This is a genomic window from Leptothrix ochracea, assembly GCF_041083635.1.
Lineage (GTDB): Bacteria > Pseudomonadota > Gammaproteobacteria > Burkholderiales > Burkholderiaceae_C > Sphaerotilus > Sphaerotilus ochraceus.
Map to the genome: position 1 here is coordinate 1 of NZ_JBFPHB010000002.1, position 26,292 is coordinate 26,292.

General features: G+C 62.3%; 27 protein-coding genes. 14 read left to right on the forward strand and 13 right to left on the reverse strand.

Going from position 1 to position 26,292, the window contains the following annotated elements:
- Nucleotides 1-118: 118 nt before the first annotated feature.
- Both AB3X39_RS00050 and AB3X39_RS00055 read left to right on the forward strand, forming a co-directional pair.
- Entirely contained in the window at nucleotides 119-628 is a 510-nt protein-coding gene (locus AB3X39_RS00050) for a glycoside hydrolase family 108 protein (protein ID WP_369415301.1), read from the forward strand.
- 3 nt (nucleotides 629-631) lie between these two features.
- Nucleotides 632-1,138: a hypothetical protein gene (locus AB3X39_RS00055; protein ID WP_369415302.1), complete on the forward strand. Its 507-nt coding sequence runs from the start codon at nucleotides 632-634 to the stop codon at nucleotides 1,136-1,138.
- An 18-nt stretch (nucleotides 1,139-1,156) separates the two neighbouring features.
- Here AB3X39_RS00055 and AB3X39_RS00060 read toward each other — a convergent pair whose 3' ends face one another.
- Nucleotides 1,157-2,110, reverse strand: coding sequence for an NAD-dependent epimerase/dehydratase family protein (locus AB3X39_RS00060; RefSeq protein WP_369415303.1), 954 nt, complete (start codon nucleotides 2,108-2,110; stop codon nucleotides 1,157-1,159).
- A gap of 139 nt (nucleotides 2,111-2,249) precedes the next feature.
- On the opposite strand from AB3X39_RS00060, the gene AB3X39_RS00065 reads away from it, so the two are divergent.
- Entirely contained in the window at nucleotides 2,250-3,173 is a 924-nt protein-coding gene (locus tag AB3X39_RS00065) for a LysR family transcriptional regulator (RefSeq protein WP_369415304.1), read from the forward strand.
- Here AB3X39_RS00065 and AB3X39_RS00070 read toward each other — a convergent pair.
- From AB3X39_RS00070 to AB3X39_RS00090, 5 genes are read right to left on the reverse strand one after another with little or no spacing between them, the layout of a single operon-like run.
- Entirely contained in the window at nucleotides 3,170-3,916 is a 747-nt protein-coding gene (locus AB3X39_RS00070; RefSeq protein WP_369415439.1) for an SDR family oxidoreductase, read from the reverse strand. The two genes, AB3X39_RS00065 and AB3X39_RS00070, sit on opposite strands and share 4 nt — an antisense overlap.
- Nucleotides 3,917-3,954: 38 nt before the next feature.
- A complete protein-coding gene (gene glcF, locus AB3X39_RS00075; protein ID WP_369415305.1) occupies nucleotides 3,955-5,229 on the reverse strand; it encodes a glycolate oxidase subunit GlcF in 1,275 nt (424 codons plus the stop codon).
- Between the two features lie 29 nt (nucleotides 5,230-5,258).
- Nucleotides 5,259-6,380 carry a glycolate oxidase subunit GlcE gene (gene glcE / locus AB3X39_RS00080; RefSeq protein WP_369415306.1) on the reverse strand — a complete coding sequence of 374 codons (1,122 nt, stop codon included), beginning with the start codon at nucleotides 6,378-6,380 and terminating at the stop codon, nucleotides 5,259-5,261.
- A 3-nt stretch (nucleotides 6,381-6,383) separates the two neighbouring features.
- Entirely contained in the window at nucleotides 6,384-7,874 is a 1,491-nt protein-coding gene (locus tag AB3X39_RS00085; RefSeq protein WP_407069709.1) for an FAD-linked oxidase C-terminal domain-containing protein, read from the reverse strand.
- A 31-nt stretch (nucleotides 7,875-7,905) separates the two neighbouring features.
- Nucleotides 7,906-8,469: a PhaM family polyhydroxyalkanoate granule multifunctional regulatory protein gene (locus AB3X39_RS00090; protein ID WP_369415307.1), complete on the reverse strand. Its 564-nt coding sequence runs from the start codon at nucleotides 8,467-8,469 to the stop codon at nucleotides 7,906-7,908.
- Between the two features lie 94 nt (nucleotides 8,470-8,563).
- Here AB3X39_RS00090 and AB3X39_RS00095 point away from each other — a divergent pair, with 94 nt between their 5' ends.
- Entirely contained in the window at nucleotides 8,564-9,664 is a 1,101-nt protein-coding gene (locus AB3X39_RS00095) for a hypothetical protein (RefSeq protein ID WP_369415308.1), read from the forward strand.
- A gap of 113 nt (nucleotides 9,665-9,777) precedes the next feature.
- Entirely contained in the window at nucleotides 9,778-10,083 is a 306-nt protein-coding gene (locus AB3X39_RS00100) for a BTH_I0359 family protein (protein ID WP_369415309.1), read from the forward strand.
- Nucleotides 10,084-10,099: 16 nt separating this feature from the next.
- Here AB3X39_RS00100 and AB3X39_RS00105 read toward each other — a convergent pair whose 3' ends face one another.
- The 3 genes from AB3X39_RS00105 to AB3X39_RS00115 are packed head-to-tail and all read right to left on the reverse strand — an operon-like array spanning nucleotide 10,100 to nucleotide 11,550.
- Nucleotides 10,100-10,564, reverse strand: a complete 465-nt coding sequence (locus tag AB3X39_RS00105; RefSeq protein ID WP_369415310.1) for a hypothetical protein — start codon at nucleotides 10,562-10,564, stop codon at nucleotides 10,100-10,102.
- A gap of 37 nt (nucleotides 10,565-10,601) precedes the next feature.
- Nucleotides 10,602-11,108 carry a hypothetical protein gene (locus AB3X39_RS00110; RefSeq protein ID WP_369415311.1) on the reverse strand — a complete coding sequence of 169 codons (507 nt, stop codon included), beginning with the start codon at nucleotides 11,106-11,108 and terminating at the stop codon, nucleotides 10,602-10,604.
- Nucleotides 11,109-11,124: 16 nt separating this feature from the next.
- Nucleotides 11,125-11,550: a BLUF domain-containing protein gene (locus AB3X39_RS00115; protein WP_369415312.1), complete on the reverse strand. Its 426-nt coding sequence runs from the start codon at nucleotides 11,548-11,550 to the stop codon at nucleotides 11,125-11,127.
- Nucleotides 11,551-11,755: 205 nt separating this feature from the next.
- Between AB3X39_RS00115 and AB3X39_RS00120 the strand changes: the two genes are divergently transcribed.
- The 3 genes from AB3X39_RS00120 (at nucleotide 11,756) to metH (ending at nucleotide 15,963) form a co-directional block, all read left to right on the forward strand.
- Complete coding sequence (locus AB3X39_RS00120) at nucleotides 11,756-12,811, forward strand: homocysteine S-methyltransferase family protein (protein WP_369415313.1); 1,056 nt, start codon at nucleotides 11,756-11,758, stop codon at nucleotides 12,809-12,811.
- Nucleotides 12,812-12,892: 81 nt separating this feature from the next.
- Entirely contained in the window at nucleotides 12,893-13,132 is a 240-nt protein-coding gene (locus AB3X39_RS00125) for an HP1242/YdcH family protein (protein ID WP_369415314.1), read from the forward strand.
- 41 nt (nucleotides 13,133-13,173) lie between these two features.
- Complete coding sequence (metH, locus tag AB3X39_RS00130) at nucleotides 13,174-15,963, forward strand: methionine synthase (RefSeq protein ID WP_369415315.1); 2,790 nt, start codon at nucleotides 13,174-13,176, stop codon at nucleotides 15,961-15,963.
- 9 nt (nucleotides 15,964-15,972) lie between these two features.
- Here the strand turns inward: metH and recQ are convergent, their stop codons facing one another.
- Nucleotides 15,973-17,895 (reverse strand): DNA helicase RecQ, encoded by a 1,923-nt coding sequence (recQ, locus tag AB3X39_RS00135; RefSeq protein WP_369415316.1) that lies wholly within the window; start codon nucleotides 17,893-17,895, stop codon nucleotides 15,973-15,975.
- Nucleotides 17,896-18,007: 112 nt separating this feature from the next.
- Here recQ and ssb point away from each other — a divergent pair, with 112 nt between their 5' ends.
- Both ssb and AB3X39_RS00145 read left to right on the forward strand, forming a co-directional pair.
- On the forward strand, nucleotides 18,008-18,520 hold the full coding sequence (gene ssb, locus AB3X39_RS00140; protein WP_369415317.1) for a single-stranded DNA-binding protein: 513 nt from the start codon (nucleotides 18,008-18,010) through the stop codon (nucleotides 18,518-18,520).
- A 231-nt stretch (nucleotides 18,521-18,751) separates the two neighbouring features.
- Nucleotides 18,752-19,690 carry a DUF2726 domain-containing protein gene (locus AB3X39_RS00145; RefSeq protein ID WP_369415318.1) on the forward strand — a complete coding sequence of 313 codons (939 nt, stop codon included), beginning with the start codon at nucleotides 18,752-18,754 and terminating at the stop codon, nucleotides 19,688-19,690.
- A 3-nt stretch (nucleotides 19,691-19,693) separates the two neighbouring features.
- On the opposite strand, the gene AB3X39_RS00150 is transcribed toward AB3X39_RS00145, so the two are convergent.
- Nucleotides 19,694-20,170, reverse strand: a complete 477-nt coding sequence (locus AB3X39_RS00150; RefSeq protein ID WP_369415319.1) for a YqaA family protein — start codon at nucleotides 20,168-20,170, stop codon at nucleotides 19,694-19,696.
- A 136-nt stretch (nucleotides 20,171-20,306) separates the two neighbouring features.
- Here AB3X39_RS00150 and dusB point away from each other — a divergent pair, with 136 nt between their 5' ends.
- From dusB to ruvC, 4 genes are read left to right on the forward strand one after another with little or no spacing between them, the layout of a single operon-like run.
- Nucleotides 20,307-21,338, forward strand: a complete 1,032-nt coding sequence (gene dusB / locus AB3X39_RS00155) for a tRNA dihydrouridine synthase DusB (protein WP_369415320.1) — start codon at nucleotides 20,307-20,309, stop codon at nucleotides 21,336-21,338.
- Nucleotides 21,335-21,598 (forward strand): helix-turn-helix domain-containing protein, encoded by a 264-nt coding sequence (locus tag AB3X39_RS00160; protein ID WP_369415321.1) that lies wholly within the window; start codon nucleotides 21,335-21,337, stop codon nucleotides 21,596-21,598. Before dusB ends, AB3X39_RS00160 begins: the two co-directional genes overlap by 4 nt.
- 58 nt (nucleotides 21,599-21,656) lie before the next feature.
- Nucleotides 21,657-23,243 (forward strand): bifunctional phosphoribosylaminoimidazolecarboxamide formyltransferase/IMP cyclohydrolase, encoded by a 1,587-nt coding sequence (gene purH / locus AB3X39_RS00165; protein WP_369415322.1) that lies wholly within the window; start codon nucleotides 21,657-21,659, stop codon nucleotides 23,241-23,243.
- Between the two features lie 37 nt (nucleotides 23,244-23,280).
- Nucleotides 23,281-23,829, forward strand: a complete 549-nt coding sequence (ruvC, locus tag AB3X39_RS00170) for a crossover junction endodeoxyribonuclease RuvC (protein ID WP_369415441.1) — start codon at nucleotides 23,281-23,283, stop codon at nucleotides 23,827-23,829.
- A gap of 14 nt (nucleotides 23,830-23,843) precedes the next feature.
- Here ruvC and AB3X39_RS00175 read toward each other — a convergent pair whose 3' ends face one another.
- Together AB3X39_RS00175 and AB3X39_RS00180 are read right to left on the reverse strand one after the other, a co-directional pair.
- Nucleotides 23,844-25,010 carry a hypothetical protein gene (locus tag AB3X39_RS00175; RefSeq protein WP_369415323.1) on the reverse strand — a complete coding sequence of 389 codons (1,167 nt, stop codon included), beginning with the start codon at nucleotides 25,008-25,010 and terminating at the stop codon, nucleotides 23,844-23,846.
- A 167-nt stretch (nucleotides 25,011-25,177) separates the two neighbouring features.
- The gene (locus tag AB3X39_RS00180) at nucleotides 25,178-26,278 is read right to left on the reverse strand and encodes a hypothetical protein (RefSeq protein WP_369415324.1); all 1,101 of its coding nucleotides are present in this window, start codon (nucleotides 26,276-26,278) and stop codon (nucleotides 25,178-25,180) included.
- Nucleotides 26,279-26,292: the final 14 nt, after the last annotated feature.

Sequence of the window (26,292 nt, forward strand, 5' to 3'; positions counted from 1 at the left end):
CTTGCATCCCCCAGATCCACCGTTCGCAATTCCTCTGCTGCCCACGTCATCACCACACTCCTGCTGCCCTCTGTTCAGCTTAGACACTTCGCCACAGAGTTCAATCAACTTGTGGGTAATGGATAGCAAGTCGGAAGGGGGCTATGTCAACGACCCCACCGATCGGGGCGGCGAGACCTATTGCGGCATTGCCCGCAAGATGAATCCCAAGTGGGAGGGTTGGATCACCGTCGATGAGCTGCGCAAGAAACCCAATTTCCCCAAAAATCTGGACAGCGACGCCAATTTGCTGCAACAGATTGCGCGCTTCTACAAGATCAATTACTGGGACCGAGTGCGCGGCGACGACATCCAAGACCAGCACATCGCTGAATCGGTGTTCGACTTCGGCGTCAACGCGGGTACCGGCACCAGCATCAAACTGGCCCAAATCGCAGCCAAGGTCAGCCCTGCCAGCGGCGTGATGAACGACGATTCGCTCAAGGCCCTCAATGCCATCGACCCCGAGCTCTTCATCAGCAAGTTCACGCTGAACAAGGTGGCTCGCTATGTGGACATCTGCAAAAAAAATGGCGACCAGAAGAAATTCATCTTCGGCTGGGTCCGTCGTGCGCTTGAAGGAGTTTGAACCATGGCCAATCTGATCAGCAACGGCATCGATCCCAAAGCCGGCACCAATCTGGCCGACACCGTCGGCGACGCGATTGACAAAGGGGGTCACACCGACGAGGACCACGCGGCCTTCGAGCACGAGATGCAACGCGCCCAAATGCAGTACCAGCTTGAGTACGCCAAACTGGATCTCGAAGACAAAAAAGCGGTCATGGAAGACGTTGCCGATGCGCGCAACAACCAGACCTTGGTGCAGCAATCGGACCATGCCAGCTGGTTGGCGAAGAACATTCAGCCCCTGCTGTCGATCTTCATCATCGGCATCACCTTCTACTTGTTCTGGTACATCCTGTTCGGCAGCGATCCCTCGCAGCTGGCCAAGGAAGGCACCAAAGACATCGTGATCTACATCTTGGGAGCCCTCACCACCATCTCGGCCCAAGTGGTGTCGTACTTCTTCGGCTCCAGCCATGGCAGCGCCGAAAAAACCAAGAGCTTGAACGCGGTGCTGAACAAGCAGCCGTAAACAGCTTTCGCCGCCCCCTCAGAGCGCCTGCGCCAGAACCCGTTGCAACGGGGTTCTGGGCAGGTCGGCCCCGAGCAACTCGGCCAGCCGACGCCCCTCCAAGCGATGTGGCCGCTCCCAGAGATACCGCATCGCCACCAGCGCCCGGATCAGGGGCGAGCCCAGCGCCAGCACCTTGAGCGGCCACCACGCAAAAGGCCGCGTGCGCAGATCTTGCCCAAGGTGGGCCTCCAAGCCTTGTTGCCACTGCTCAGCGCTCAGGCTCAAGCCCTCGTAGTGCCACACGCTGAAGGCGGGCAATGCGGCTCGCCGTTCAGCCACCCGGGCAAACACTTCGGCCAGATCGGGCAACCACGCCCAGGCATGCAAAATGTCCGGCGGCCCCATCGGTGAAAACACCCCGGCTTTGAGTCGCCGCCCCAAGCCCAGCGCCAGCCATGTTTCAGTGCCTTCACCGGCTGGAGCCAAGAAATCCCCGGCACGAATCACGATGCTGCGCACCGTGGGAGCGGCCGCCGCCAGCGCCGCTTCGAGCGCGATGCGTTGCTCGGCCTTGGGCGTATCGGGCACAAAGGGGGTGTCTTCCCGCAACACGCTCGGCAGGTGACGCCCAAAGTTATAAACATTGCCCGGCAGCATCACCGTAGCCCCCGTGGCGCGGGCCAGCGCCAGCACGGCCTCGGTGAGTGGCGGCAGCTCCGTGGCCCAGCGGGCGTAATGGGGATTGAGCGCATGCACGATCACGTCGATCTGCGCAAGTTCAGGCTGTTGCGACAGCAAGGCGGCCCCAGCCAAGGCATCGCCTTGAACCGTCACGATCCGATCCGCCAGCAGGGCCGGCCACGCTTGAAGCGGCCGCCGGCTCAAGGCCAGCACCCGCCAACCCCGGGCGGCAAACGCTTGCGCCGCCTGTCGTCCGAGCCGCCCACCGGCACCCAGCACAAGAACGGTCGATGTCGCGGAAATTTTCATGCTCAAAACCCAACAAAAGGCCAACGATGAAGCCATGTTCGCTGCCAACACAGCTCACCACAAGACGCATTCATGCAAGCCAATCATTCATTTTTGAATAGCTCTTGGTGAACCGATCCCAGCGATACTTGCCGCCACCATGGCTGATCTCGACCCGCGTCATCTTGATTGGAATCTGCTCCACGCCCTGTTGGCGGTGGTGGAAACCGGCTCGCTCACGCGGGCGGCAGACAACCTTGGCCTGAGCCAGCCCACCCTGTCACGCCGCATCGCAGCCCTGGAAAGGGCTGTCGGCCTAGCCTTGTTTGAGCGCACCGCGCGCGGCCTAGCGCCCACCGCTGCCGGGCAAGCGCTGGTGGAGCCTGCCTTGCACATGCGCTCGGCCGTGCTGGCGCTGGGCTTGGCGGCGCAGCAAAGCCAGAGCGTGGCCGGCACCGTGCGCCTCACGGCCAGCGAGATCGTCTCCGCGTGGGTGCTGCCGCCGCTACTGCGCGCATTGGCCGAAAGGCACCCCAGCATCGAGGTGGAACTGCTGGCCAGCAATCGCCTCGACAACCTGTTGGAGCGTGAAGCCGACATCGCCATCCGCATGGTGCGCCCCACCCAAAGCGCGGTGATCACCCGCCATCTGGCCGACTGGCGGCTGGGGTTTTATGCCCACCGCGATCACTTGGCCCGCCAAGGCGTGGCCGATGGCCGCCTAGAGCGGACCGAGCTTCACCGACTGCGCTGGATCGGCTTCGATAGCCAAACCGATCTGCTCGACGGCTTGCGTCAAACCGGCCTGGCCATCGACCGCCACTTTTTTGCCTTCCGCAGCGACAACCACATCGCCAACTGGATGATGGTGCGGGCGGGCTTGGGCGTGGGCATCGGTCTGCGTCACTTGGCGGCGGCCGAACCCGATCTGGTCGAAGTCCGCCCCGCCAACCCCGGCGAAACCTGGCCCATCCCCACCCTGCCCGTCTGGCTCACCGTTCACCGCGAACTGCGCGCCTCACCCCGCCTGCGCGTGGTCTGGGATTTTTTGGCCGAGCGGCTGGGGCAGATCGCCACGGGCTAGCGTCCCCCGCTCACATCCAACAGCGCCCCGGTGGTGTAGCTGGCGGCGTCAGACAGCAGCCAGAGGATGGCTTGGGCGATTTCTTCGGCGCGGGCGGGGCGTTGCAGGGGCAATTGCGGTGCCATCTGCCAAGCACGCCCGGGTTGCCCGCCGGAGGCATGGATCTCGGTGTCGGTGATGCCGGGGCGCACGGCGTTGACACGAATGCCTTCGCCGGCCACTTCCTTCGACAGCCCCAAGGTGAAGACATCGATCGCCCCCTTGGCGGCGGCGTAATCGACGTACTGCCCCGCGCCGCCTGAGCGCACGGCGCTGGACGAGAGGTTGACAATCGCGCCACCGCTGCCGCCATGGCGGGTGCTCATGCGCCGCACCGCTTCGCGAGCGCAGGTGAAACTGCCAAAAACGTTGACCGCAAACATGCGCTGCACGCGCTCAGCCGACATCGCCTCAACCCGCGCGGGCTGATCCACCACCCCAGCGTTATTGACCAAGCCGCCCAAAGATCCAAGCGACCCAAGCTCGGCATCGATGCGCTCAAACATGCGCACCACCTGCCCCTCGTCGGCCACGTCAGCCTGCACCGTGATCGCCCGCCGCCCCAGCGAGCGCACCTCGGCCGCCAACGCCTCAGCGGCAGCAGCGTCCCGCTGGTAATTGAGGGCCAGATCCCAGCCCCGCCCCGCCGCCACGCGCGCTGTTGCCGCCCCAATGCCCCGGCTCGCGCCCGTGATCAACAACATCGCCATGGTTTGCGTCCTTTCGAGGGTGAATCACCGATTCAGCGCGCCGCCTCCAGCACGTCGTCCAAGACTTCGATCCAGTGGCGCACGGGGAGCGCGGTGCCGGATTGGAGGTGTTTGATGCAGCCGATGTTGGCTGAGACGATCACCTGGGGCATCACGGCTTCGAGTTGGGTGAGTTTGCGTTCGCGCAGTTGCTGCGAGATCTCGGGTTGCAAGACCGAGTAAGTGCCAGCCGAGCCGCAGCAGAGGTGGCTGTCTTGGGCGGCGAGTTCAACCTCGAAGCCGAGTTCGCGCAGCGCGCCTTCGACACCACCGCGCAGTTTTTGGCCGTGTTGCAAGGTGCACGGCGGATGCCAAGCCAGACGCGGGCGCGGCAAGTCTCGGCCGCTGCCTTGGCTGAGGTACATCTTCAGGCGCGGCATCAAGTCGGGCAGCAACTCAGAGAGATCGCGCGTCATGCGGCTGATCTTGCGCGCCTTTTGGGCGTAGGCCGGGTCGTTCGCCAGGGCTTGGCCGTATTCCTTGACCATCAGGCCGCAGCCGGAAGCGTTGACCACCAAGGCCTCGACCCGATCTTCAGGCGAGCTGCCTTTGATGCGCGGCCACCAAGCATCGATGTTGCGGCGCGCTTCGTTGAGCGAGGCTTCTTGCTCGCCCAAATGGCCGCGCACCGCACCGCAGCAACCCGCTTCGTCCGACACCAAGGTTTGGATGCCGCAGGCGTCAAGCACCCGGGCGGTGGCGCTGTTGATGTTGGGCTGCAAGGCCGGCTGCACACAGCCCAGCAGCATCAAGACTTTGCGGTCATGGCTGCGCTGCGGCCAGCGCTTGGCGCGGCTGGCTTGGGTTTGATGCGGCGGCACATGCTCTTGCAAGGTCTTGGGCAGCAAGGGGCGCACGGTCTGACCGAGGCTCAAGGCGGGCTTGAACAACGGCGAGGTCATGCCCTCGCGCAGCAACCAGCGCACGGTTTTTTCCTTGCGCGGGCGCTCAACCTTGGCGTCCACGATGCGTCGGCCGATCTCGACCAAATGGCCGTATTCGACCCCCGAGGGGCAGGTGGTTTCGCAGTTGCGGCACGTCAGGCAACGGTCAAGGTGCAGCTGGGTCTTGCGCGTCGGCTCATGGCCTTCGAGCACTTGCTTGATGAGGTAGATCCGGCCTCGCGGGCCGTCCAGCTCATCGCCCAGCAGTTGGTAGGTCGGACAGGTGGCGGTGCAGAAACCGCAATGCACGCAGCGGCGCAGGATCGCCTCAGCGGCTTCACCGTCCGGTGTACCTTCAAATTCAGGAGCGAGATGGGTTTGCATGGGCAAAAGGACAACGGTCTGGAGGCACGTCAGAGCCCGGGGTAGAGCCGGCCGGGGTTGAACACGCCCTCCGGGTCAAAGGCCCGCTTGAGCTGCCGGTGCAGTTTCTCCAGGGGGGTTGAAAGAGGCGCAAAAACACTGCCACCGCTGAAGCTTGGGCGGCGATCGCGAGCACGGAACAAGGTCGCATGACCACCGACGGCGGTGGCAGCGCGGCGCACTGCCGCCGCCGACTCGGACGTCAGCCACCACCGCTGCCCACCACCCCATTCGATCAGCTGCTCGCCGCTCAAGGCCAGCGGCGGCGCGGTTTGCGGCAGGGACAAGCGCCACAGGCAAGCGCCTTCTTGGGCGATGGCCCGATCAGCGTGCAGGAAAAAATCATCGCAGTGATCACGCAAGCCGCCCCAGAAACGCTGGGCCAAGGCCGCTTCGATCACATCACCGCCCAAACGCTGGGCGGCTGCCTTGACGGCGGCTTCAGCGCCCGCCAGACGCAGCACCAAGGCCCCGTCCCACCACGCACTGGCCGAGAGCGGCAGGGCCTGACCCGCCCAGGCGTGCAGGGTTTCCAGCGCGACCGGCTGATCCATGTCGAAACGCAGGGTCAGGCTGGCGGTGGGCTGGGGCAAGACCTTGAGCGACACCTCGCAGATCACGCCCAGCATGCCCATCGAGCCCGCCAAAAGCCGTGAGACGTCGTAGCCGGCAACGTTCTTCATCACTTGGCCGCCAAAGCTGAGCAGCTCAGCGCGACCATTGAGCAAGGTCGCGCCGAGCACGAAATCACGCACGCAGCCCACCGTGGCCCGACTCGGGCCCGACAAGCCCGCCGCCACCATGCCGCCGACCGTCCCCCCCGGGGCAAAACGCGGTGGCTCAAAGGCCAGAAACTGGCCTTTCTCGGCCAAACACGCTTCCAAGTCCGACAGCAAGGTGCCGGCACGCACCGTCACCACCAACTCGCTGGGCTCGTAGCTCGACACGCCACGCAGCTCACGGGTGTCGAGCACTTCGGCAGGATCCACCTCCGGCGCCCGAGGTTCACCGTAGAACTCTTTGGTATCGCCGCCTTTGATCAACAGCGTCGTTCCCGCTGAACGGGCCGCTTGGACACGTTCGGTCCAACGCTGCAACACAACATCACCCATGACTCAAAACCTCGGCAGATCGGCAAAGGGCAACAGGCCCCGCCGCACATGCATCTTTCCGTACTCGGCGCAGCGGTGCAGGGTCGGGATGACCTTGCCCGGATTCAGCAACCCCTTGGCGTCAAAAGCGCGCTTCAGGGCTTCCATCTGCGCCCGCTCTTCGGGGCTGAACTGCACACACATCGAGGCGATCTTTTCCAGACCCACCCCGTGTTCACCCGTGATCGTGCCGCCAAGGCGCACGCTGGTTTCCAAAATATCGGCGCCAAACAACTCCGCGCGACGCAACTCGTCGGGGATGTTGGCGTTGAACAGGATCAACGGATGCAAATTGCCGTCCCCCGCGTGGAAGACGTTGCAGCAACGCAGGCCGTAGCGGCGCTCCATCAAGGCAATCTCGATCAGCATCTCGGCCAGCTTTTTGCGCGGGATGGTCGAGTCCATGCAGAGGTAATCGGGGCTGATTCGGCCGGAGGCCGGGAAGGCGTTCTTGCGGCCGCTCCAAAAACGCAGCCGCTGCGCCTCATCGGTGCTGATTTCGATGCGCGTGGCCCCACAACGCGACAACACCGCCTGCATGCGGCCGATTTCTTCCTCGACCTCTTCGGTCGTACCGTCGCTTTCACACAACAAAATCGCCGCCGCGTCTAGGTCGTAGCCGGCATGGACAAAGTCCTCGACGGCCGCCGTCATGGGCTTGTCCATCATCTCCAAGCCTGCCGGAATGATGCCGGCGGCGATCACCGAGGCGACCGCATCACCGGCGTGGCGGATGTCGGCAAAGCTGGCCATGATGCAGCGCGCCACCTGCGGCTTGGGCGTCAGGCGCACCGTCACTTCGGTCACCACCGCCAACATGCCTTCGCTGCCCACCACCACGCTGAGCAGATCCAAGCCTGGGGCATCCAGGGCTTGCGCGCCAAACTCAATCGCCTCGCCTTCGACGGTGTAGCCGCGCACCCGCAGCACGTTTTGCAAAGTCAAGCCGTACTTGAGGCAATGCACCCCGCCCGAGTTCTCGGCCACGTTGCCACCGATGGTGCAGGCGATCTGGCTCGACGGATCGGGCGCGTAGTACAGGCCGTAGGGCGCGGCTGCCTCACTGATCGCCAAGTTGCGCACCCCGGCCTGCACCACGGCGGTACGGGCTTGCTCGTCGATCGCCACGATGCGGTTGAAACGCGCCAACGACAGCGTCAGGCCCAAGGCATGCGGCGTTGCGCCGCCCGACAAGCCTGTGCCCGCCCCTCGGGCCACCACGGGCAGCGCCAAAGCATGGCAAGCCGCCAACACCGCCGCCACCTGTGCCTCGGTTTCTGGCAAAGCCACCGCCAAGGGCCGCTCGCGATAGGCCGTCAGGCCGTCACACTCATAGGGGGTGGTGTCTTCGCTTTGCCAAAGCAAAGCGTGTGGCGGCAACACCGGAGCCAAGGCCTTGATCAATTCGGCTTGGCGGCGGGCGCGCTCCTGCGACTCAAGGGAAGGAGCGCCCACGGAAGATATCTCACTGATCACAACAACGCTCTCAACCTGCGGCCTTGCGGCGGGGGGTGGTTTTCTTGGCCGCTGCGGCTGGCTCAGCAGCAGGGGATGGATCAGTCTGTGCCTCAGCGTTCGCCGAAGGGGTTGCCGGGGGCGTCATGTGAGCCTGCGTTTGCGCCACGATCTGACTGAACTGCTGCGTCAGCGCTTGCCACCATGGCATGGGATCGATGCCCGAAGCAGCGGCTTCCGATGGGGGGGTCGATGGCGTCGATGCGGCCTCCGGCATACGCACTTTCAAGGCTTCTTGCAAATCACCCACCGCCACGTTCATCCCTTTGAGGGTGGACAGCGTCATGCGCTGCACTTCAAGGGCCTGAATGGTACTGCCCAGCATGCGCACGTTTTGCTCCAACCAGAACTGCACCGTGCGCAATTCATGGATGCGGCGATCCAGTTCCTCGGGGTCGAGCGTCGGGGCGACCCACTGCGGCACACCCGGCACCTGGGTGCTGGCGTTTTTCATCAGACTTTGGAGGAAATCGAAGCCCGTCACCATCTTGGCGAAATCCGGCATGGGGGGCATGGAAGGAAAGGGAGAGGTCATGGCGCGGTCCTCGCATCAAAGATGAGCTAGCTCGGCCGCAGATTGTGCCCTTAGCCGCCCCATCCGTGGCCCTGATCGGCGAAACTCCCGCCTTGTGAAGTCCTCTTTTTCGATTCGCCACCCCCTCGGTCTGGGCCTACTGAGTCTGCTGACTCTCCCGGTCAGTCTTTTGCATGCGCTCTTGCTCAGCAGTGGGTACACCCAAGCCCATGCTGAACCCACAGCCACGACGCTCCCACCCGTGGCCGTGCTGACCTCGGTCATCCCCCCGCCCACACCCAGCGTCATGCCGGCACCATCAGCATCAGCATCAGCATCAGCATCAGCATCAGCGTCTTCGGCCAGCCCAAGGCTCAAGCCGGTTCGACCCAACGCGCACCGCTCCCCGCCCAAGCCCAGCACAGCAGCGTCCGCAACCCCAACCATCTCAGCGGCTGTGCCACTTTCTGCGGCATCGGTGGTGGTTGCGGCCACGCCCACCGTCGCCTTGGCGCACCCCAGCGAGCCCGTGGCGGTCAGCAGCACCGCTGCTGCGCCGCCGGAGCCCAGCCCCAGCGTGGTGATCTATCCCACCCACATCCCACCGCCACAGCGGGTGCGTTTCAAATGGCACCGAGGTTTTCTCTCGGGTGATGCGGCCTTGGATTGGCAGCACGACGGCCAGCACTATGAGATGAGCATCCAAGTGGACGCCGTGCTCATTGGCTCAGTGATGGTGCAAAGCAGTCGCGGTCGCTTTGACAGCGCAGGCCTTGCCCCTGAGCGCCACACCGACCGCCGCCGGGGCGTGAGTGAGCGCGCCTTGAGCGTGCAGCGCAACACCACCCCGGCGCAGTTGTCGTTCTCCAGTAAAACCGAGGTCCTGCCCTTCGCTCCTGGAAGCCAAGACAAGCTGAGTTGGATGGTGCAAACCGCAGCGATTCTTGAAGCACGCGCCGCTGGACACGGCGGACGCAGCGCTCAGTCCAACGCTGTCGATTTGGTCGTTGCCGGCGTGAGCGGCAGCGTCGAGTCTTGGCATATCCGCACCGAACCAGCCGAGGGTTTGGTGCGACTGGTTCGCCCACCCAGCACGCCGTTCGAGACCCGCACCGACATCTGGCTGGATCCCGCCCAACACCACATGCCCGTGCGCATCCGTCTCACCGATCCGGGCGGTGACCCCTTGGAGCTGAGGCAGATCACCGAAGATTGAAGGATGGGCTGTGGCGTTTGCACGCCTTGGTCACGCCCAAAGCGCCGCCATCAGGGAATCCTCAGCTTGAAAAGCCGTGCCATGCGCCAAGCTATGGGCACAGGAGGTTTCCCATGTCTTCGACCACTGCCAGCCCTGATACCACCGTGCCAAGCGTGCACATGCTCTACAACTCGGAGACGTTTACCGTTCTTCAATTCCAAGTGGCGGTGCCTTTACTGGATACGCGCTTGATGCGCGGCGGCTACGAGATCGTGGACAAATTTGCCCGCCGGGAAATTTTCCTCGAAGGGGCTTTGGCTGAGAAGTTCAAACGCGGGGTCGAAGATCTGATCGAGACGTCGCCCAGCCAAGACGATTTCGACGACTTTGTCGAAAGCTTTGCCGTCATGGCGCAGCAATCGGTGATGCTGCACTGAAGACCACGGCCAACGCTTAGGCAATATCCACAAATTCCCACATCTGCCCACCGCTGGGAGGCGGGGGCGAGGGGAGTGGCGGGGGTGGCGGTGAGGCCACGGGAGCGGGTGGCATCGGCGGCATGACCACGCCGACACCGGGTTCGACGCGTAGCGACTGTGCCACCGGCTTCACCGCTCGCTTCGAAGACCGCGCCCGATCCGGGCGCTCGGCAGCCATCATGGGCCACGGATCAGGCGGCAACTCATCGTCATGTTTCTTCAGGGCAGCAAACAGCGCGGCATACAGTAACTTGGTGTCATGAAGACTGATTTGCTGCGCTTTGGCAATCTTATCGACCACCCGAATGACATCCAGAACACGTTCAGAATTCAAACTCTCATCAATTTCCCACAAGGCATCGATCAACCCCCCGTGCGACAAATCGCTGAAAGTCAGAAATGCGGCTCTTCGGCGCTTGGCATACATATCGTCACTCATGGGGTCAGCCCTTTATGTCACCTGGGACAATGATCCGTTATCCAAAACGTCCATAGTTTTCTTCCATACGCCGCAATAACCATTGATCCAGCGCATACAACCACTGACGTGCCTTGTACAAAACACGGCCATGCCATGACGTATGCCACAAGATTTGGAACGTATGGATGGTCATGTGATGCCAGTACTGCTCCTTTTCACTGCGCGCAGGTTGACGCACCGGACGGACCCCGCGTTGCGCTTGCATTTCGACCCAAGGATCCTCGGGAAGCAGATCCGGATCAACGCGCCATGCCCGTGTCATGGCGTCGCCAAGGCGCTGCAAGGCGCGTTCGTTGAGCAGATAGTTGCGGCCCAAGTCCTTCAGCACCCGCTGCAACGCTGGATCTTGGGGATCGGGCGAAATGGATAAGCCTTGCGCCTCCACAGCTTGGAAATAGCGCTCTAGCTCCCAGAGGGCCTCGGCCACCACACTGTCCTCAAGCACCGTGCGCAAAGCTGCTGCGCAAGCAGAGCGCCGACAGGCCGCTTCTTGATGGTTCATCGCCGAGCCTTGTGGATCAGGAGCGACCGCCGGCCTGGGCCGACGAGATCAACTCTTCAAGCATCGCCAGCGAAGCGCGCCCTGAGATCGCATACGGATCGAGTTGTGGCTTGGCACCGTACTTCAACAACAATGCCGCGTGGGTCTGCGACAAACTCACCTGACCCATCGCCCAACCGGGAAAACGGCGCTCCATGATCGGCTCGTAATGCAACAGGCATAAATCCTTGTGGCGCGGATCTTTGGCGATTTTGTTATAGAGAAAATTCACCTGATCGCGATCACCTTCAAGCACTTGCAGAAAAACATTGTCGCTATGACACAACAAACCCGTCAAACCCAGCGGTGGATTGGTTTTACGGGCACTTTTCAAAACAGCTTCCACCAAATCAGGCGTGATGTTGCTGCTGCAACGGCTGGCATATAAAAGACGAACTAACATCGGTCAATCCTAGAATGAAATGGTTTGCAGAAATGTCTTAGACAACTATAAGCCGCATATCCATAACACAGCGTGACAGTGTTGGCATAACTCACAATTACAGCCTTTGGATCACAAATATGTATAGAAACTGAAGCGATGTGTCGGTTGCACGCCTCAAAAGTGGGGACCTCACACAACGTGCGGCTGCCTACAATCCCGCCCCATGAGCGATCCGACCCCCTACACCCGGGCCCAAGCCCTGCCCGCCTTGCTGCAAACGCGCATCGTCATCCTTGACGGCGCGATGGGCACCATGATTCAGCGCTACAAACTGGGCGAAGCCGACTTCCGCAACGCCGCGCTGCTTGCGCACCCCAAAGACCTCAAAGGCAACAACGATCTCTTGGTGCTGACCCGGCCGGATGTGATCAGCGAGATCCACGACCAGTACTTGGCTGCTGGCGCTGATCTGATCGAAACCAACACCTTCGGTGCCAATCGGGTCGCGCAAGACGACTACGGTCTGGGCGAGTTGTCTTACGCCATGAACGTGGCCGCCGCCAAGCTGGCACGCGCCAGCTGCGACAAGTTCTCCAGCGCCGACAAGCCGCGTTTCGTTGCCGGTGCCTTGGGCCCGACCCCACGCACGGCCAGCATCAGCCCAGATGTGAACGATCCCGGCGCGCGCAACACCAGTTTTGATGAACTGCGCGCGGCCTACTACGAGCAGGCCCAAGGCTTGCTCGACGGCGGAGCGGACCTGTTCTTGGTCGAGACCATCTTCGACACGCTCAACGCCAAAGCGGCGCTGTTTGCCTTGGATGAACTGATGGACAACACCGGTGAGCGCCTGCCGGTGATCATCTCGGGCACAGTCACGGACGCTTCAGGGCGCATCCTCTCGGGCCAGACCGTCACCGCCTTCTGGCACAGCGTGCGCCACGCCAAACCGCTGGCCATCGGTCTGAACTGCGCCTTGGGGGCCACCTTGATGCGGCCGTACATCGAAGAGCTGGCCAAGATCGCAGGCAGTACCGCCGTCTCGTGCTACCCGAACGCCGGTTTGCCCAACCCGATGAGCGACACCGGCTTCGATGAAACCCCGGCTGTCACCGGCAGCTTGATGGAAGAGTTCGCCCGCGCCGGCTTTCTGAACATCGCTGGCGGCTGCTGCGGCACCACGCCCGACCACATCCGCGCCATCGCCGAGCGCGTCAGCGCCTACCGGCCCCGCAGTCGCCATGACCGCCTTTTCAGTGAGGCCGTTTTAGCCGGGTAAACCCTTGTTGATGCGGGTCAATTTCTGCCAGCGGCGATCGCGCTACAACAGAGCATCACTTCTGCCTTCAAAGAAACCCGCATGATCATCGAACATCACCCCTTGAGCAAAGACTTCCCCGAACTGCGTGAGCGCATCAGCGCGCTGAAGAGCCATGCGCACTTCACCCACTTGGCCAACGAGTACGAAACCGTGGACAAGTCGGTGGTGCGTTTTGAGCAGCAACTGGAGCACTGCTCCGGCGAAGAGTTGGAGCAGTTGAAGCTGCGCCGCGTCCACCTGAAAGACGAGCTCTACGCCTTGCTGACGGCTGAGGCCTGAACATCGGCGAAAATCGCGGCCGCCTATCGAGCTGCCGCGACATGACCTCTTCTTCATCTTCTTCGTCTTCTTCTTTTTCCGTTCTTCCCCCGCCCCCGCTGCGTCTTTCCGGCCTTGAGCCGGTGGAGATCGGCGCGGGCACGCTGTTCGTCAACGTCGGCGAACGCACCAACGTCACCGGCTCACGCGTTTTTGCCAAGATGATCTTGGCCGGTGAGTACGAAAAGGCCTTGGCCGTTGCCCGCCAACAGGTCGAAAACGGCGCGCAGATCATCGACATCAACATGGATGAAGCCATGCTCGACAGCAAGGCGGCCATGGTGCGGTTCTTGAATCTGATCGCGGGCGAGCCGGAAATCGCCCGTGTGCCAGTGATGATCGATTCCTCCAAATGGGAGGTGATCGAAGCCGGCCTGAAGTGCATTCAAGGCAAAGGCATCGTCAATTCGATCTCGATGAAAGAAGGCGAGGCCGAATTCAAGCGCCAAGCCAAGTTGGTCAAACGCTACGGTGCGGCGGCCGTGGTGATGGCTTTTGACGAGGCCGGTCAGGCCGACACCTTTCAGCGCAAGACCGAGATCTGCGCCCGGGCCTACAAGCTTTTGGTCGAAGAGGTGGGGTTTCCGGCTGAAGACATCATCTTTGACCCGAACATCTTCGCCATCGCCACCGGCATCGAAGAACACGACAACTACGCGGTCGATTTCATCAACGCCACGCGCTGGATCAAGCAAAACCTGCCGGGGGCCAAAGTCTCGGGCGGGGTATCGAACGTCTCGTTCAGTTTCCGGGGCAACGAGCCGGTGCGCGAAGCCATCCACACCGTGTTCCTCTATCACGCGATTCAAGCGGGCATGGACATGGGCATCGTCAACGCCGGCATGGTCGGCGTGTATGACGATCTGGAGCCCGTCTTGCGCGAGCGGGTTGAAGACGTGGTGTTGAATCGCCGCGCTGACGCGGGTGAGCGTCTGATCGAGATCGCTGAAACGGCCAAAGGCGCCGCCAAGGATGATTCGGCCAAGTTGGCTTGGCGCGGCACGCCTGAACACCCCGTGAGCGTCGAAGACCGCCTGAGCCACGCCTTGGTGCATGGCATCACCGAGTTCATCGACTTGGACACCGAAGAAGCTTGGCAAGCCATCCACGCCCGAGGCGGGCGGCCGCTGCATGTGATTGAAGGCCCCTTGATGGCGGGCATGAACATCGTGGGCGACCGCTTTGGGGCCGGCAAGATGTTCTTGCCGCAGGTGGTGAAAAGCGCACGCGTCATGAAGCAAGCGGTGGCGCATCTGCTGCCCTACATCGAAGCCGAGAAAAAAGCGTTGGAAAACGCCGGCGCGGATGTCAAACCCAAAGGCAAGATCGTCATCGCCACCGTCAAAGGCGACGTACACGACATCGGCAAGAACATCGTCACCGTGGTTTTGCAGTGCAATAACTTTGAGGTGATCAACATGGGCGTCATGGTGCCGTGCCAAGACATCCTGAAAAAAGCCCAAGAAGAAGGGGCCGACATCATTGGCCTTTCCGGCTTGATCACGCCCAGCCTGGAAGAAATGCAGCACGTGGCGGCCGAGATGCAGCGCGATCCCTACTTTGCCGAGCGTGGCACGCCGCTGCTGATCGGTGGTGCCACCTGCTCACGCGTGCACACCGCCGTGAAGATCGCGCCGCATTACAGCGGCCCGGTGGTCTATGTGCCGGACGCCTCGCGCGCTGTGGGCGTGTGCTCGGACCTGCTGAGCGAAGAGCGCTCGGCGGCCTTCGTGGCCGAGCTGCACGCGGATTACCAACAGGTGCGCGCCTTGCACGCCAGCAAAAAGACCACGCCGCTGGTGACGCTGGCCCAAGCCCGCGCCAACAAAACGCCCATCGACTGGGCCAGCTACACGCCGCCCACACCGAAGTTCATCGGCCGACGGCTGTTTCGCCATCAAGATCTGGCTGAGTTGGCGGCTTGCATCGACTGGGCACCGTTCTTCCAGACTTGGGACTTGGCGGGCAAGTTCCCGCAGATCTTGCAAGACGCGGTGGTCGGCACCGAAGCCAGCCGCGTCTTCCAAGACGGCCAGCAAATGCTGCAACGCTTGATCGATGGTCGATGGTTGCAAGCCAACGGCGTGATCAGCCTGCTGCCGGCCAACACCGTGGACGACGACACCATCGAGATCTACGCCGACGAAAGCCGCAGCCAGGTGCTGATGCGCTGGCAGCCGCTGCGCATGCAAACCGCCCGACCGGTGATCGACGGTGAGAACGGCGCAAAAATACAGCGCCCGAATCGCAGCTTGGCCGACTTCATCGCCCCCAAGGGCGTCAAGGCGGATCACATCGGCCTGTTTGCCGTCACTGCCGGGCTGGCCATCGAGAAGAAGGAAGCGCAGTTCTTAGAGCAGCACGACGACTACAGCGCCATCATGCTCAAGGCCTTGGCCGACCGGCTGGCCGAAGCCTTTGCTGAGCGCATGCATCAGCGCGTGCGCACCGAGCTGTGGGGTTACGCCGCCGACGAAGCGCTCAGCAACGCTGAGCTGATCGCCGAAACATATCGGGGCATCCGCCCGGCCCCCGGCTACCCCGCGTGCCCGGACCACCTCGTCAAACGCGCCATGTTCGAGGTGCTGGGGGCCGCTGACATCGGCATGCACCTGACAGAAAGCATGGCGATGACGCCCGCCGCGTCGGTGAGCGGCTTTTACCTCGCCCACCCCGAGGCGCTGTACTTCAACGTCGGCCGGATCGGCGACGACCAGTTGCGCGACTTTGCCCAGCGCCAAGCCCTGAGCGAAGCCGAGGCCCGCCGCGCGCTGGCACCGGTGCTGGGGTGATGAGGGGGTCTACGCGGCCCCGTGCAGCACATCCAGAATTTGTGCGCCGTAAGCGGTGAGCTTTTTGGCGCCAACGCCGGGCACGCAGGCCAAGTCGTCGAGGTTGTGCGGCCAGCGCTGGGCCATTTCGGCCAGGGTGATGTTCTGGAAAACGAGGTAGGCCGGCAGGTTGTGATCGCGGGCCACCCCGGCACGCCATGTTTTGAGGGCGTCGAAACGGGCTTGGGCGGCGCTATCGAGGTCTTCCAGCACCTTGGCCGCGTCAGCCGCCGCCCCGGTGCGCCAACCCCGGCGATCTTGGGCCTTGCGACCGGCCACCTCTTTGGGCAAGGCCGGGGTTTTCATGCGCAGGCTGACTTCGCCGCGCAAGACCTCCCGCGCGCGCTCGTTCAGCGCCAAGGTGTTGAACTCGCCTTCGGTATCGAGATAGCCCATGGCCACGAGTTGCCGCATCACGGCGCGCCACTGGGCGTCGGACAGATCCGCCCCGATGCCAAAGGTGGACAAGCTTTCGTGGCCCATCTGACTCACCTTGTCGGTGAGCTTGCCGCGCAAGACATCGATCAAATGCGCCACGCCAAAACTGCGTGCGCTGTGGTGTGCCACGCCATGCTGGGTGAATCGGTAGATGCATGACAAGGCCTTGCGCGCCGCTTCGGTGCCGTCCCACGTCTGGGGCGGATGCAGGCAGTTGTCGCAGTTACCGCAGGGCTCGCTGGCTTCGTCGAAATAACTCAGCAAACGCACGCGCCGGCAGTCATGGGCCTCGACCAGCGCCAGCAAAGCGTCAAGCTTGCGCCGCTGGGCGCGCTTGAAGAGGTCGTCAGCGGGGCTGTCGTCGATCAAACGGCGCTGATGCACCACATCGGCCAAGCCGTAGCTCATCCACGCTTGGGCCGGTGCACCGTCGCGGCCCGCCCGGCCGGTTTCTTGGTAATAGCCTTCGATGTTTTTGGGCAGCTCCAAATGGGCCACGAAGCGCACATCGGGCTTGTCGATGCCCATGCCAAAGGCGATGGTGGCCACCATGATCAGGCCGTCTTCGCGCAAGAAGCGGTCTTGGTTGCGGCGGCGCTGCTCCGCGTCCATGCCCGCGTGGTACGGCAAGGCGTTCAGGCCCTGCTCGCACAGCCAAGCGGCCGTTTCTTCCACCTTGCGCCTGGAGCCGGCGTAGATGATGCCGGCCGCATCGGCGTGTTCACTGCGAATAAAACGCAGCAACTGCGTGCGGGCGCTGTCACGTTCAACGATGTTGTAGTGGATGTTGGGCCGATCGAAGCTGGCCACAAAACGGCGCGCCTCGTTCAATTGCAAGCGCGCCAAGATGTCGGCTTGGGTCTGGGCATCGGCGGTGGCGGTCAGGGCCAGACGCGGGACCTGCGGGAACTGCTCGTGCAGCACCGAGAGTTGCAGGTAGTCCGCGCGGAAGTCATGGCCCCACTGACTGACGCAATGCGCCTCGTCGATGGCAAACAGCGCCAACAAGCCGCGCTCAGCCAGCGAGGTCAAGATGCCCAAAAAACGCGGCGAGATGACGCGCTCGGGCGCGGCGTACAGCAAGGTCAAGCGCCCGGCGAGCAAATCGCGCTCCACCGCTTGGGTTTGGGCGGCATTCAAGGACGAGTTGAGAAAGGCCGAGGCCACGCCCGCTTCATCGAGCGCGCCCACTTGGTCGTGCATCAGGGCGATCAAAGGGCTCACCACCACCGTCACACCCATCCCCGCTTGATGGCGCAGGATGGCCGGCACCTGATAGCACAGGCTTTTGCCGCCGCCGGTGGGCATCAGCACCAGCGCATCCCCGCCTTGGGCCACATGCGCCACAACCGCTTCTTGCTGGCCCCGAAAGGCGGGATAGCCGAAGACCTCGTGCAAGACACGACGGGCAGCGGGAACGGGGTCTTCAAGCAAATCTTCAAACGAGGCAGGCATGGGCGGGGATGGTAATGGGATGCCGTGATGGGACACATCAAGGGGTGCGTTCGTTGAACCCAAGCTGGGGCACAATCGCCGGTCATTCAGCAGCGCATTCAGGAGCGGCTTCATGGCCTCCGTCAATAAAGTCATTCTCATCGGCAACCTCGGCCGAGACCCCGAAGTCCGTTATCAGCCCAGCGGTTCGGCCGTGTGCAACGTGTCAGTCGCCACCACCCGGAACTGGAAAGACAAAACTTCGGGCGAACGCGCCGAAGAAACCGAATGGCACCGCGTGGTGTTCTTCGACCGTTTGGCCGAGATCGCGGGCGAATACCTGCGCAAAGGCCGGCCGGTTTACATCGAAGGCCGTCTGAAAACCCGCAAGTGGCAAGACAAAGACGGCAAAGACAACTACACCACTGAAATCGTCGCCGAGCAAATGCAACTGCTCGGCGGGCGTGAAGGCATGCAAGGAGGTGACGATATGGGTGGCGGCAGTGCTGATTTCGCCCCGCGCTCGGCCGCACCGCGCCAAGCACCGCAACGTTCGGCCGCACCCGCACCGGCTCGCAGCGCCCCAAGCCCAGCGCCGTCTTCAGCGTCAAGCTTTGGGGGCATGGACGACGACATTCCGTTCTAAATTCGAAAATCGGTGTCGTTTTTGCGCCGTTTCACGCGCCAGAGCGTTTGAAACGGTGCCCGTCGCTCGGGTTCAGCGCTTCGTTTCAGCTACAGTCACAGCCAACACACCTTGGGCTTTTTCTTTATCACCATCCCGCCGAGATCGACAACGTGCCTTGGATCACAGTCTGCAACTTGAGAGATAAGCCTGCGGCGACTCACGCCTTGGGCCGTCTGAACGGGTAACGCCATGTCTGTCAGCGCTTGGCTCCTTGTCGTCGTCGCCTTGGCCTTGTTGGTCGTGGTGGTGTTCACGCTGCTGTGGCGCTCGGCGCGCAAACAAGCCGCTGATGACCTGCCCACCGAATGGCCTTTGGTGCAGCGGCCCTTGTTCTCGCCCGAAGAACGCACGCTCTACCGACAGCTGCGCGCTGCCCTGCCGCATCACATGATCTTGGCCAAAGTGCCCTTGGTGCGCTTTTGCCAGCCGGTCGATCGCAACGACGTGCGCTACTGGTTTGGCCTGCTGGGCCCGATCCACGTTAGTTTCATCATCTGCGCTGACAACGGCCGCGTGCTGGCCGCCTTGGACATCAAGCGGCCTGATTTCAAACCCTCGCGCCGCACCACCGTCATCAAGCAAGCGGTCTTGACAGCCTGCCGGATTCGTTACATCGAGTGCCGCAGCGATCAGTTGCCGTCCACCTCGGATCTGCAAGGCATCGTGCCGCAGCAAGGCGAAACGGCCGCGCGCACCTATGTCCCTGGGGCCGGTCAGGCCCATGCCAGCGCGCCGGATCGCGCCAACGCCAACGCACCGAGAAACAGCGCCAACCAGCAGCAGCCGTCGGCCACCACGCAAAGCGGTGGCAACGGTCGCTCCACCTTGGCCCATGCCGTGCGCACGCCACGCAGCGGCACACCGTGGTACGAATCCGGCTTCAGCCAAGACTCGTTCTTCGCCCCGGATCTACGCGATCAGTCCTTCCCAGAGACCGATCCCAGCGCTGGCCTCAGCTCCTCAAGCAGCCGTTTCCCCAGCTTTGCTGCGGGCAACAACGCTGATTTGCAAAGCCACCGGCAATGGCCACCTCACGCCAGCATGGGCGGCCCGTCCTCTTCGATGACGCCATCGGCGCCCCAAGATGGCTTCGGCGAACCGCAACCTGCGTTTATCCGACGCCGTTAAGGCTTAAAACACCCAAAGCAGGGTGCTGGTCATGACCACGTAGCGCCCAAACTTGCCCAGTGCCATGCAGGCCACACAGGGCCAAAACGGCAAACGCAGCCAACCGGCCACCGCACACAGCGGATCGCCCACCACGGGCAGCCAGCTCAGCAAACAAGCTCGGGCACCGAAGCGACGCAACCATCCCAGCACGCGGTGCTCTGGGCTGTGATGGGTGGTTTTTTCGTAGAGCTTCTCCGCGCCCCAGCCCATCCACCACGAGACCGCTCCGCCCAAGGTGTTGCCGACAGTTGCGACCAAAATGGCCGGCCAGAACAGCTCGGGATTGAGCTTGATCAGGCCAAACACCGCAGGCTCCGAGCCCAACGGCAGCAAGGTGGCGGAGACAAAAGCGATGAAGAACACCGCTGGCAGACCAATCTCTGGCAACGCCATCCACACCAAAAGCTGTTGAACAGCGTGGGCAATCCAAGCTTCCATGACAGAGGCGACAGCGCTCCAAGGCGCTGGAAAGCGTGATCACACGAAGCCGCGAGTGTGCCCCACTCCTCCTTGGGCCGCTATACTCCTGCCTCCTTTTTCAGCAACTTGCGTTGCGCGGCTTCCTCTCCATCCCATGCATATCGGCCCCTTCGAGCTGCCGAACGCGGTCTTTCTTGCCCCGATGGCAGGCGTGACGGACCGGCCTTTTCGCCAACTGTGCAAACGGCTGGGTACGGGCTACGCCGTGGGCGAGATGGTGACGGCCAAGCCGGAGCTGCGCCACAGTCGCAAAACCGCCACCCGCTTGAATCACGTCGGTGAAAGCGCGCCGATCGCGGTACAAATCGCCGGCACCGACCCGGCTCAAATGGCTGAAGCCGCGCGCTTCAACATCGATCACGGGGCGCAGATCATCGACATCAACATGGGCTGCCCAGCCAAAAAGGTCTGCAACGTTTGGGCGGGATCGGCCTTGATGCAAAACGAGCCACTGGCGCTCAGCATCATCGACGCCGTGGTCCGTGCCTGCGCGCCCCACAACGTGCCGGTCACCCTCAAAATGCGCACCGGCTGGTGCGCCAGTGAGCGCAACGCGGAACGCCTAGCGCGTGGTGCTGAAGCCGCGGGCATCGCGCTGGTGACCGTGCACGGTCGCACGCGTGAACAGGGCTACAAGGGCGAGGCCGAATACCGCACCATCGCCGCCGTCAAAGCCGCACTGCGTATTCCCGTGGTCGCCAACGGCGACATCGACTCGCCCGCCAAGGCCCAAGCCGTCTTGGCGGCCACCGGCGCGGACGCTGTGATGATCGGCCGCGCCGCGCTGGGTCGTCCTTGGCTGGGCGGCGATATCGCCCACTACCTTGAGCACGGCACGCTGCGTCCAGCACCGCTGACCACCGAGGTGGCGGCTTGGCTGATCGCCCAACTGCATGAGCATCACGCCCTGTACGGTGAGTTCATCGGCGTGCGCAGTGCCCGCAAACACATCGGCTGGAGCGTGGCCGAGCTGGCCGAAGGCCCGGTCTTTCGGGCCCAGATGAACACCTTGACAACTCCCGACGCCCAGATCGCGGCGGTGAGCGATTTTTTCAGTGCGCTGGCGCAGCACCATCCCCGCTGGCCAGCCCGTTTCCCCCCTGTTCCAGAAGAACTCGCCGCATGAACCCCGACAACAACGAGCCCCCCGCCGACGCCAGCCCCTTGGATGTGTGCATTCGCACCACCTTGAGTACCTACTTCGCCGACTTGAACGGTACCGAACCGCGCTCGCTCTACGAGATGGTGGTCAAGGCGGTTGAACGGCCCCTGCTGAATGTGGTGATGGAGCGTGCCGAAGGCAACCAAAGCCGCGCCGCTGAATGGCTCGGCATCAACCGCAACACCCTGCGCCGCAAGCTGGTCGAGCACGATCTGGCCTCCTGATTCAAGCCTCGGATCACCGATTTTCCTTTCCTCCTTACCTAGAAAAGCCGCTTCCACCATGGCCCTGACCGCCCTTCTCTCCGTCTCCGACAAGACCGGCATCCTCGAATTTGCCCAAAGCCTGCACGCGCATGGCATCAAGCTGCTGTCCACGGGCGGCACCGCCAAGTTGCTGGCTGGCGCCGGTTTGCCCGTCACCGAAGTCAGCGAGATCACCGGCTTCCCCGAGATGCTCGACGGCCGCGTCAAGACCCTGCACCCGCGCGTGCACGGTGGCCTGCTGGCCCGGCGGGACCTGCCTGAGCACATGGCCGCGCTGAAAGCGCACGGCATCGACACCATTGATCTCTTGATCATCAACCTGTACCCCTTCGCCCAAGCCACGGCCAAGGCCGACTGCACCTTCGAAGACGCAATCGAGAACATCGACATCGGCGGCCCGGCGATGCTGCGCGCCGCCGCCAAGAACTGGCAGGACGTGGGCGTGGTGATCGATCCGACCGACTATCCGCAGGTGTTGTCCGAGTTGCAGGCTTCCAGCGGCACGGCCCTGACCCGCGCCACCAAGTTCATGCTGGCCAAAAAGGTGTTCTCGCACACCGCCGCCTACGACGGCATGATCAGCAACTACCTCACCGCGCTCGAAGCCGGCTCGGAAGAGAAAACCGCCGAAGTGCCCAAGCGCGAGGCCTACCCGAGTGTCTTCAACCTGCAACTGCACAAGGTGCAGGGCATGCGCTACGGCGAGAACCCGCACCAGTCGGCCGCTTTCTACAAGGAAGCCGCTCCGGCTGCTGGCCTTCTCGCAGGTTGGACCCAGATCCAGGGCAAGGAACTCAGCTTCAACAACATCGCCGATGCCGACGCCGCCTGGGAATGCGTCAAGGCCTTCGACGTGCCGGCCTGCGTGATCGTCAAGCACGCCAACCCCTGTGGCGTAGCCATCGGCGCGAATCTGCTCGAAGCCTACGAGAAGGCTTTGAAAACCGACCCGACTTCGGCCTTCGGCGGCATCATCGCCTTCAACCGTCCGCTCGACGCCGACGTGGTGGAGAGAATCAACGCCAACAAGCACTTCGTCGAAGTGGCGATCGCGCCGGCCATCACGCCAGCGGCCCGTGCGGCTTACGCCAGCAAGGTCAATGTGCGTCTGCTCGAAGTGCCGATCTCGGCCACGTCGAACCCGCTGGACATGAAGCGCGTCGGCGGCGGCATGCTGCTGCAATCGGCGGACAACATCGACATCGTCGGCACCATCAAGGTGGTGACGAAGCTGGAGCCGACCACGCAACAGATGGAAGACCTGCTGTTCGCCTGGAAGGTCGGCCGCTTTGTGAAGAGCAACGCCATCGTCTTTTGCAAGGACGGCATGACCTACGGTGTCGGTGCCGGGCAGATGAGCCGCTTGGATTCGGCCCGCATCGCCTCGATCAAGGCTCAAGCAGCGGGCCTGAGCCTGCAAGGCACAGCGGTGGCGAGCGACGCCTTCTTCCCGTTCCGCGACGGCCTCGACGTGGTAGTCGATGCGGGGGCCACCTGCGTCATCCATCCAGGCGGCTCGATGCGCGACCAGGAAGTGATCGACGCGGCCAACGAGCGCGGCATCGCGATGGTCTTCACGGGCACGCGCCACTTCCGCCATTGATGCCACGGATGCCACGGATGCCACGGCATTGAGCGGTATGCGCATCCTCGGCATCGATCCCGGCTTGGCCACCACGGGCTTTGGCGTGATCGATGTCGAGAGCCACGATTTGAGCTATGTGGCCAGCGGCACCATCCGCACCACGGGCATCGCTTTGGGTGACTTGCCGGGGCGGTTGAAGATCTTGTTTGAAGGGGTGCGCGAGGTGGTGGCAACCTACCAGCCGCAGTGCGCCTCGGTCGAAATCGTCTTTGTCAACGTCAACCCCCAAAGCACCTTGCTGCTGGGCCAAGCCCGTGGAGCAGCCATCACGGGGCTGGTGTCGTGTGATTTGCCGGTGACCGAATACACCGCTTTGCAGATGAAAAAAGCCGTGGTCGGCCACGGGCACGCCAGCAAAGCGCAGATCCAAGCCATGGTGATGCGCTTGCTGCGATTACCCGGTCAACCCAGTCAAGACGCCGCTGACGCCTTGGGACTGGCCATCACCCACGCCCACGCCGCCAAATCATTTGCCGCCCTCGGCCAAGCCACCGAAGTCAACCGCCGCACCCACGCGCAGTATCGGGGTGGGCGGATTTACTGAGCCAGGCGAGCTCCTCAGGCTGCTTTGTTCGGTCCTTCAACCGAGATACCGCTGTCGGACTCTCGGCTGGGTCGGATGTTTTCAAGCGCTTTGGCCGCAAGCTTGGCAACGTACTCCTGCGAAGCGCGGTTCTTGACGGCCTCGTTGAGCGCAATCAGATCCCCGCTGATGGCCATGCGGCTCTCGGAAAGCTGGCGTTCCATCTTGGAGCGCATCGCGGCCTCTTTCTGAATCACAGCGGCTTCGCCGCCACCGCTCTTGAAAAGCGACTCCACGGTTTCCACCAAGCGTTGCAGCACGGTGTAAACCATCGCCGCAGAAAAGCCCCCCAGCAAAGCCAGCAACGGCTTCCCGAACGCCACGCCCCCAGCCGGCGGATGATCTTTGAGCTTTCCAGCCGATTGATCTTTGTCATGCTGCCCCCCCTGCTCAGCCAGCGCGACGGCAGAAGACGCGCCCTCTTGGGGCGCTGAAGCGGCCTGTGGAGCTGCGGCGGCCTCCACCGTCACGGTTTGGAAACTGGTCAAACTCTCCAACGAGATCACTTGCGACATCACCAAACCCGCCATCAAGCCCAAGATGATGCGGATCCAGTACGAGCTGTCGTAACGCGTGTCGTAAGTGGCGTTGCTGACGTAGCGGTAGGACGCAAACAACGCATTGAAGCAAGCCCCCAGCCCCGACGCACTCATCAAAAACATCAGCACCACGAACAGCTCCCAACCGCTCATGCTGTAAATGCCAGCTTCCAAATTCCTGTAGTTCACGTAGGATGACAAACTCGTCGCCACGAACATGGCCGTGAAAAACAACGCCGCCACGATCAGATAACGCACATTGGGCAACGGCCCAAAGATGCCCAACAAGGACCCTTTATGGGGATCGTTCATCAGCGTGTGAATAGTGTGCGGCATCGCTGGCGCCACCACGTCGGCCAAACGGTTATGCAGTTTGACGGTGTTGGCCAAGGTGAGCCTCGGCTGTTTCTTGTCCAGATGTTCCAGCACGTGGGTCAACTCATCTGGAATCTTGATGGCTTGGCCCACGGCGTAATGCAGCATCGACTCACACTCGGCGGTCAGGTTCTTCAGGAAGTCTGTGCTTTCTGCACGGATGGTTGACCCATTCTCTTTTTGAAGATCGACAGCGGAGGTTGGGTGTTCTGTCAAAGCAGCACTCATAGCGATGGTTCCCTGAAAATAGCGCCCCAAAAATGGCTGCGGCGCAGTGTAGGACGCCATCAGCCATACAGGTGTTTTCCAAGTGTTTCTGCGCCATGCCCTATGCGTAACTTAGGGCATTCGAGTGAAATTGTCACATTACTGAAGACCAGCTGATTCAGCGCCCCTCAGTCCGATGGATTCGGTGGTGCGATGGATAGACCGCCAGCCACGTCTCGATTCGGCCGAATGTTTTCGAGCGCTTGGCTCGCCAGTGCCATCACGTAGGCTTGCGGTGCCCCGTTCTTGACGGCCTCGTTGAGGGCGATCAGATCGCCGGTCACCGCCATGCGACTCTCGGCAAGCTGGCGTTCCATCTTGGAGCGCATCGCAGCCTCTTTCTGGATCACCGCTGATTCGCCGCCACCGCTCTTGAAAAGCGACTCCACGGTTTCCACCAAGCGTTGCAGCACGGTATAGACCATGGCGGCCGAAAAGCCCCCCAGCAAAGCCAGCAACGGCTTCCCGAACGCCACGCCCCCAGCCGGCGGGTGATCTTTGGTCTTGGAAGCAGATGTAGCGAGAGCCGCCGATGTCGCTGCTTCTTGGGGGCCAGAAGCGGCCTGAGGAGCGGTTGCAGACGCCATGGTGACGGTCTGGAAACTGGTCAAGCTCTCCAACGAGATCACTTGCGACATCACCAAACCCGCCATCAAGCCCAAGATGATGCGGATCCAGTACGAGCTGTCGTAACGCGTGTCGTAGGTGGCGTTGCTGACGTAGCGATAGGACGAGAAAAGAGCATTGAAACAAGCGCCCAAGCCCGAAGCACTCATCAAGAACATCAGCACAACGAACAAGTTCCAGCCCTGCATGCTGTAGATGCCGGCTTCCAAGTTCTTGTAGTTCACGTGGGACGATAGACTGGTCGCCACGAACATGGCCGTGAAAAACAACGCCGCCAAGATCAGATAACGCACGTTGGGCAGCGGGCCAAAAATACCCAGCAAAGTACCCTTGTAGGGGTCATTCATCAGCGTATGAATGGTGTGCGGCATCGCTGGTGCGACCACATCGGCCAAACGGTTATGCAACTTGACAGTGTTGGCCAAGGTCAGACGTGGTCGGCTCTTGTCCAGATGCTCAAGGGCTGTGGACAAGTCATCCGGAATCTTGATGGCTTGGCCCACGGCGTAGTGCAGCATCGACTCGCACTCGGCCGTGATCTTGTTCAGGAAACTCATGTTCTCTGCGTTGATAGCAGCGCTTTCCGTCAAAGCCACATTCATGACCGCCCCATGGA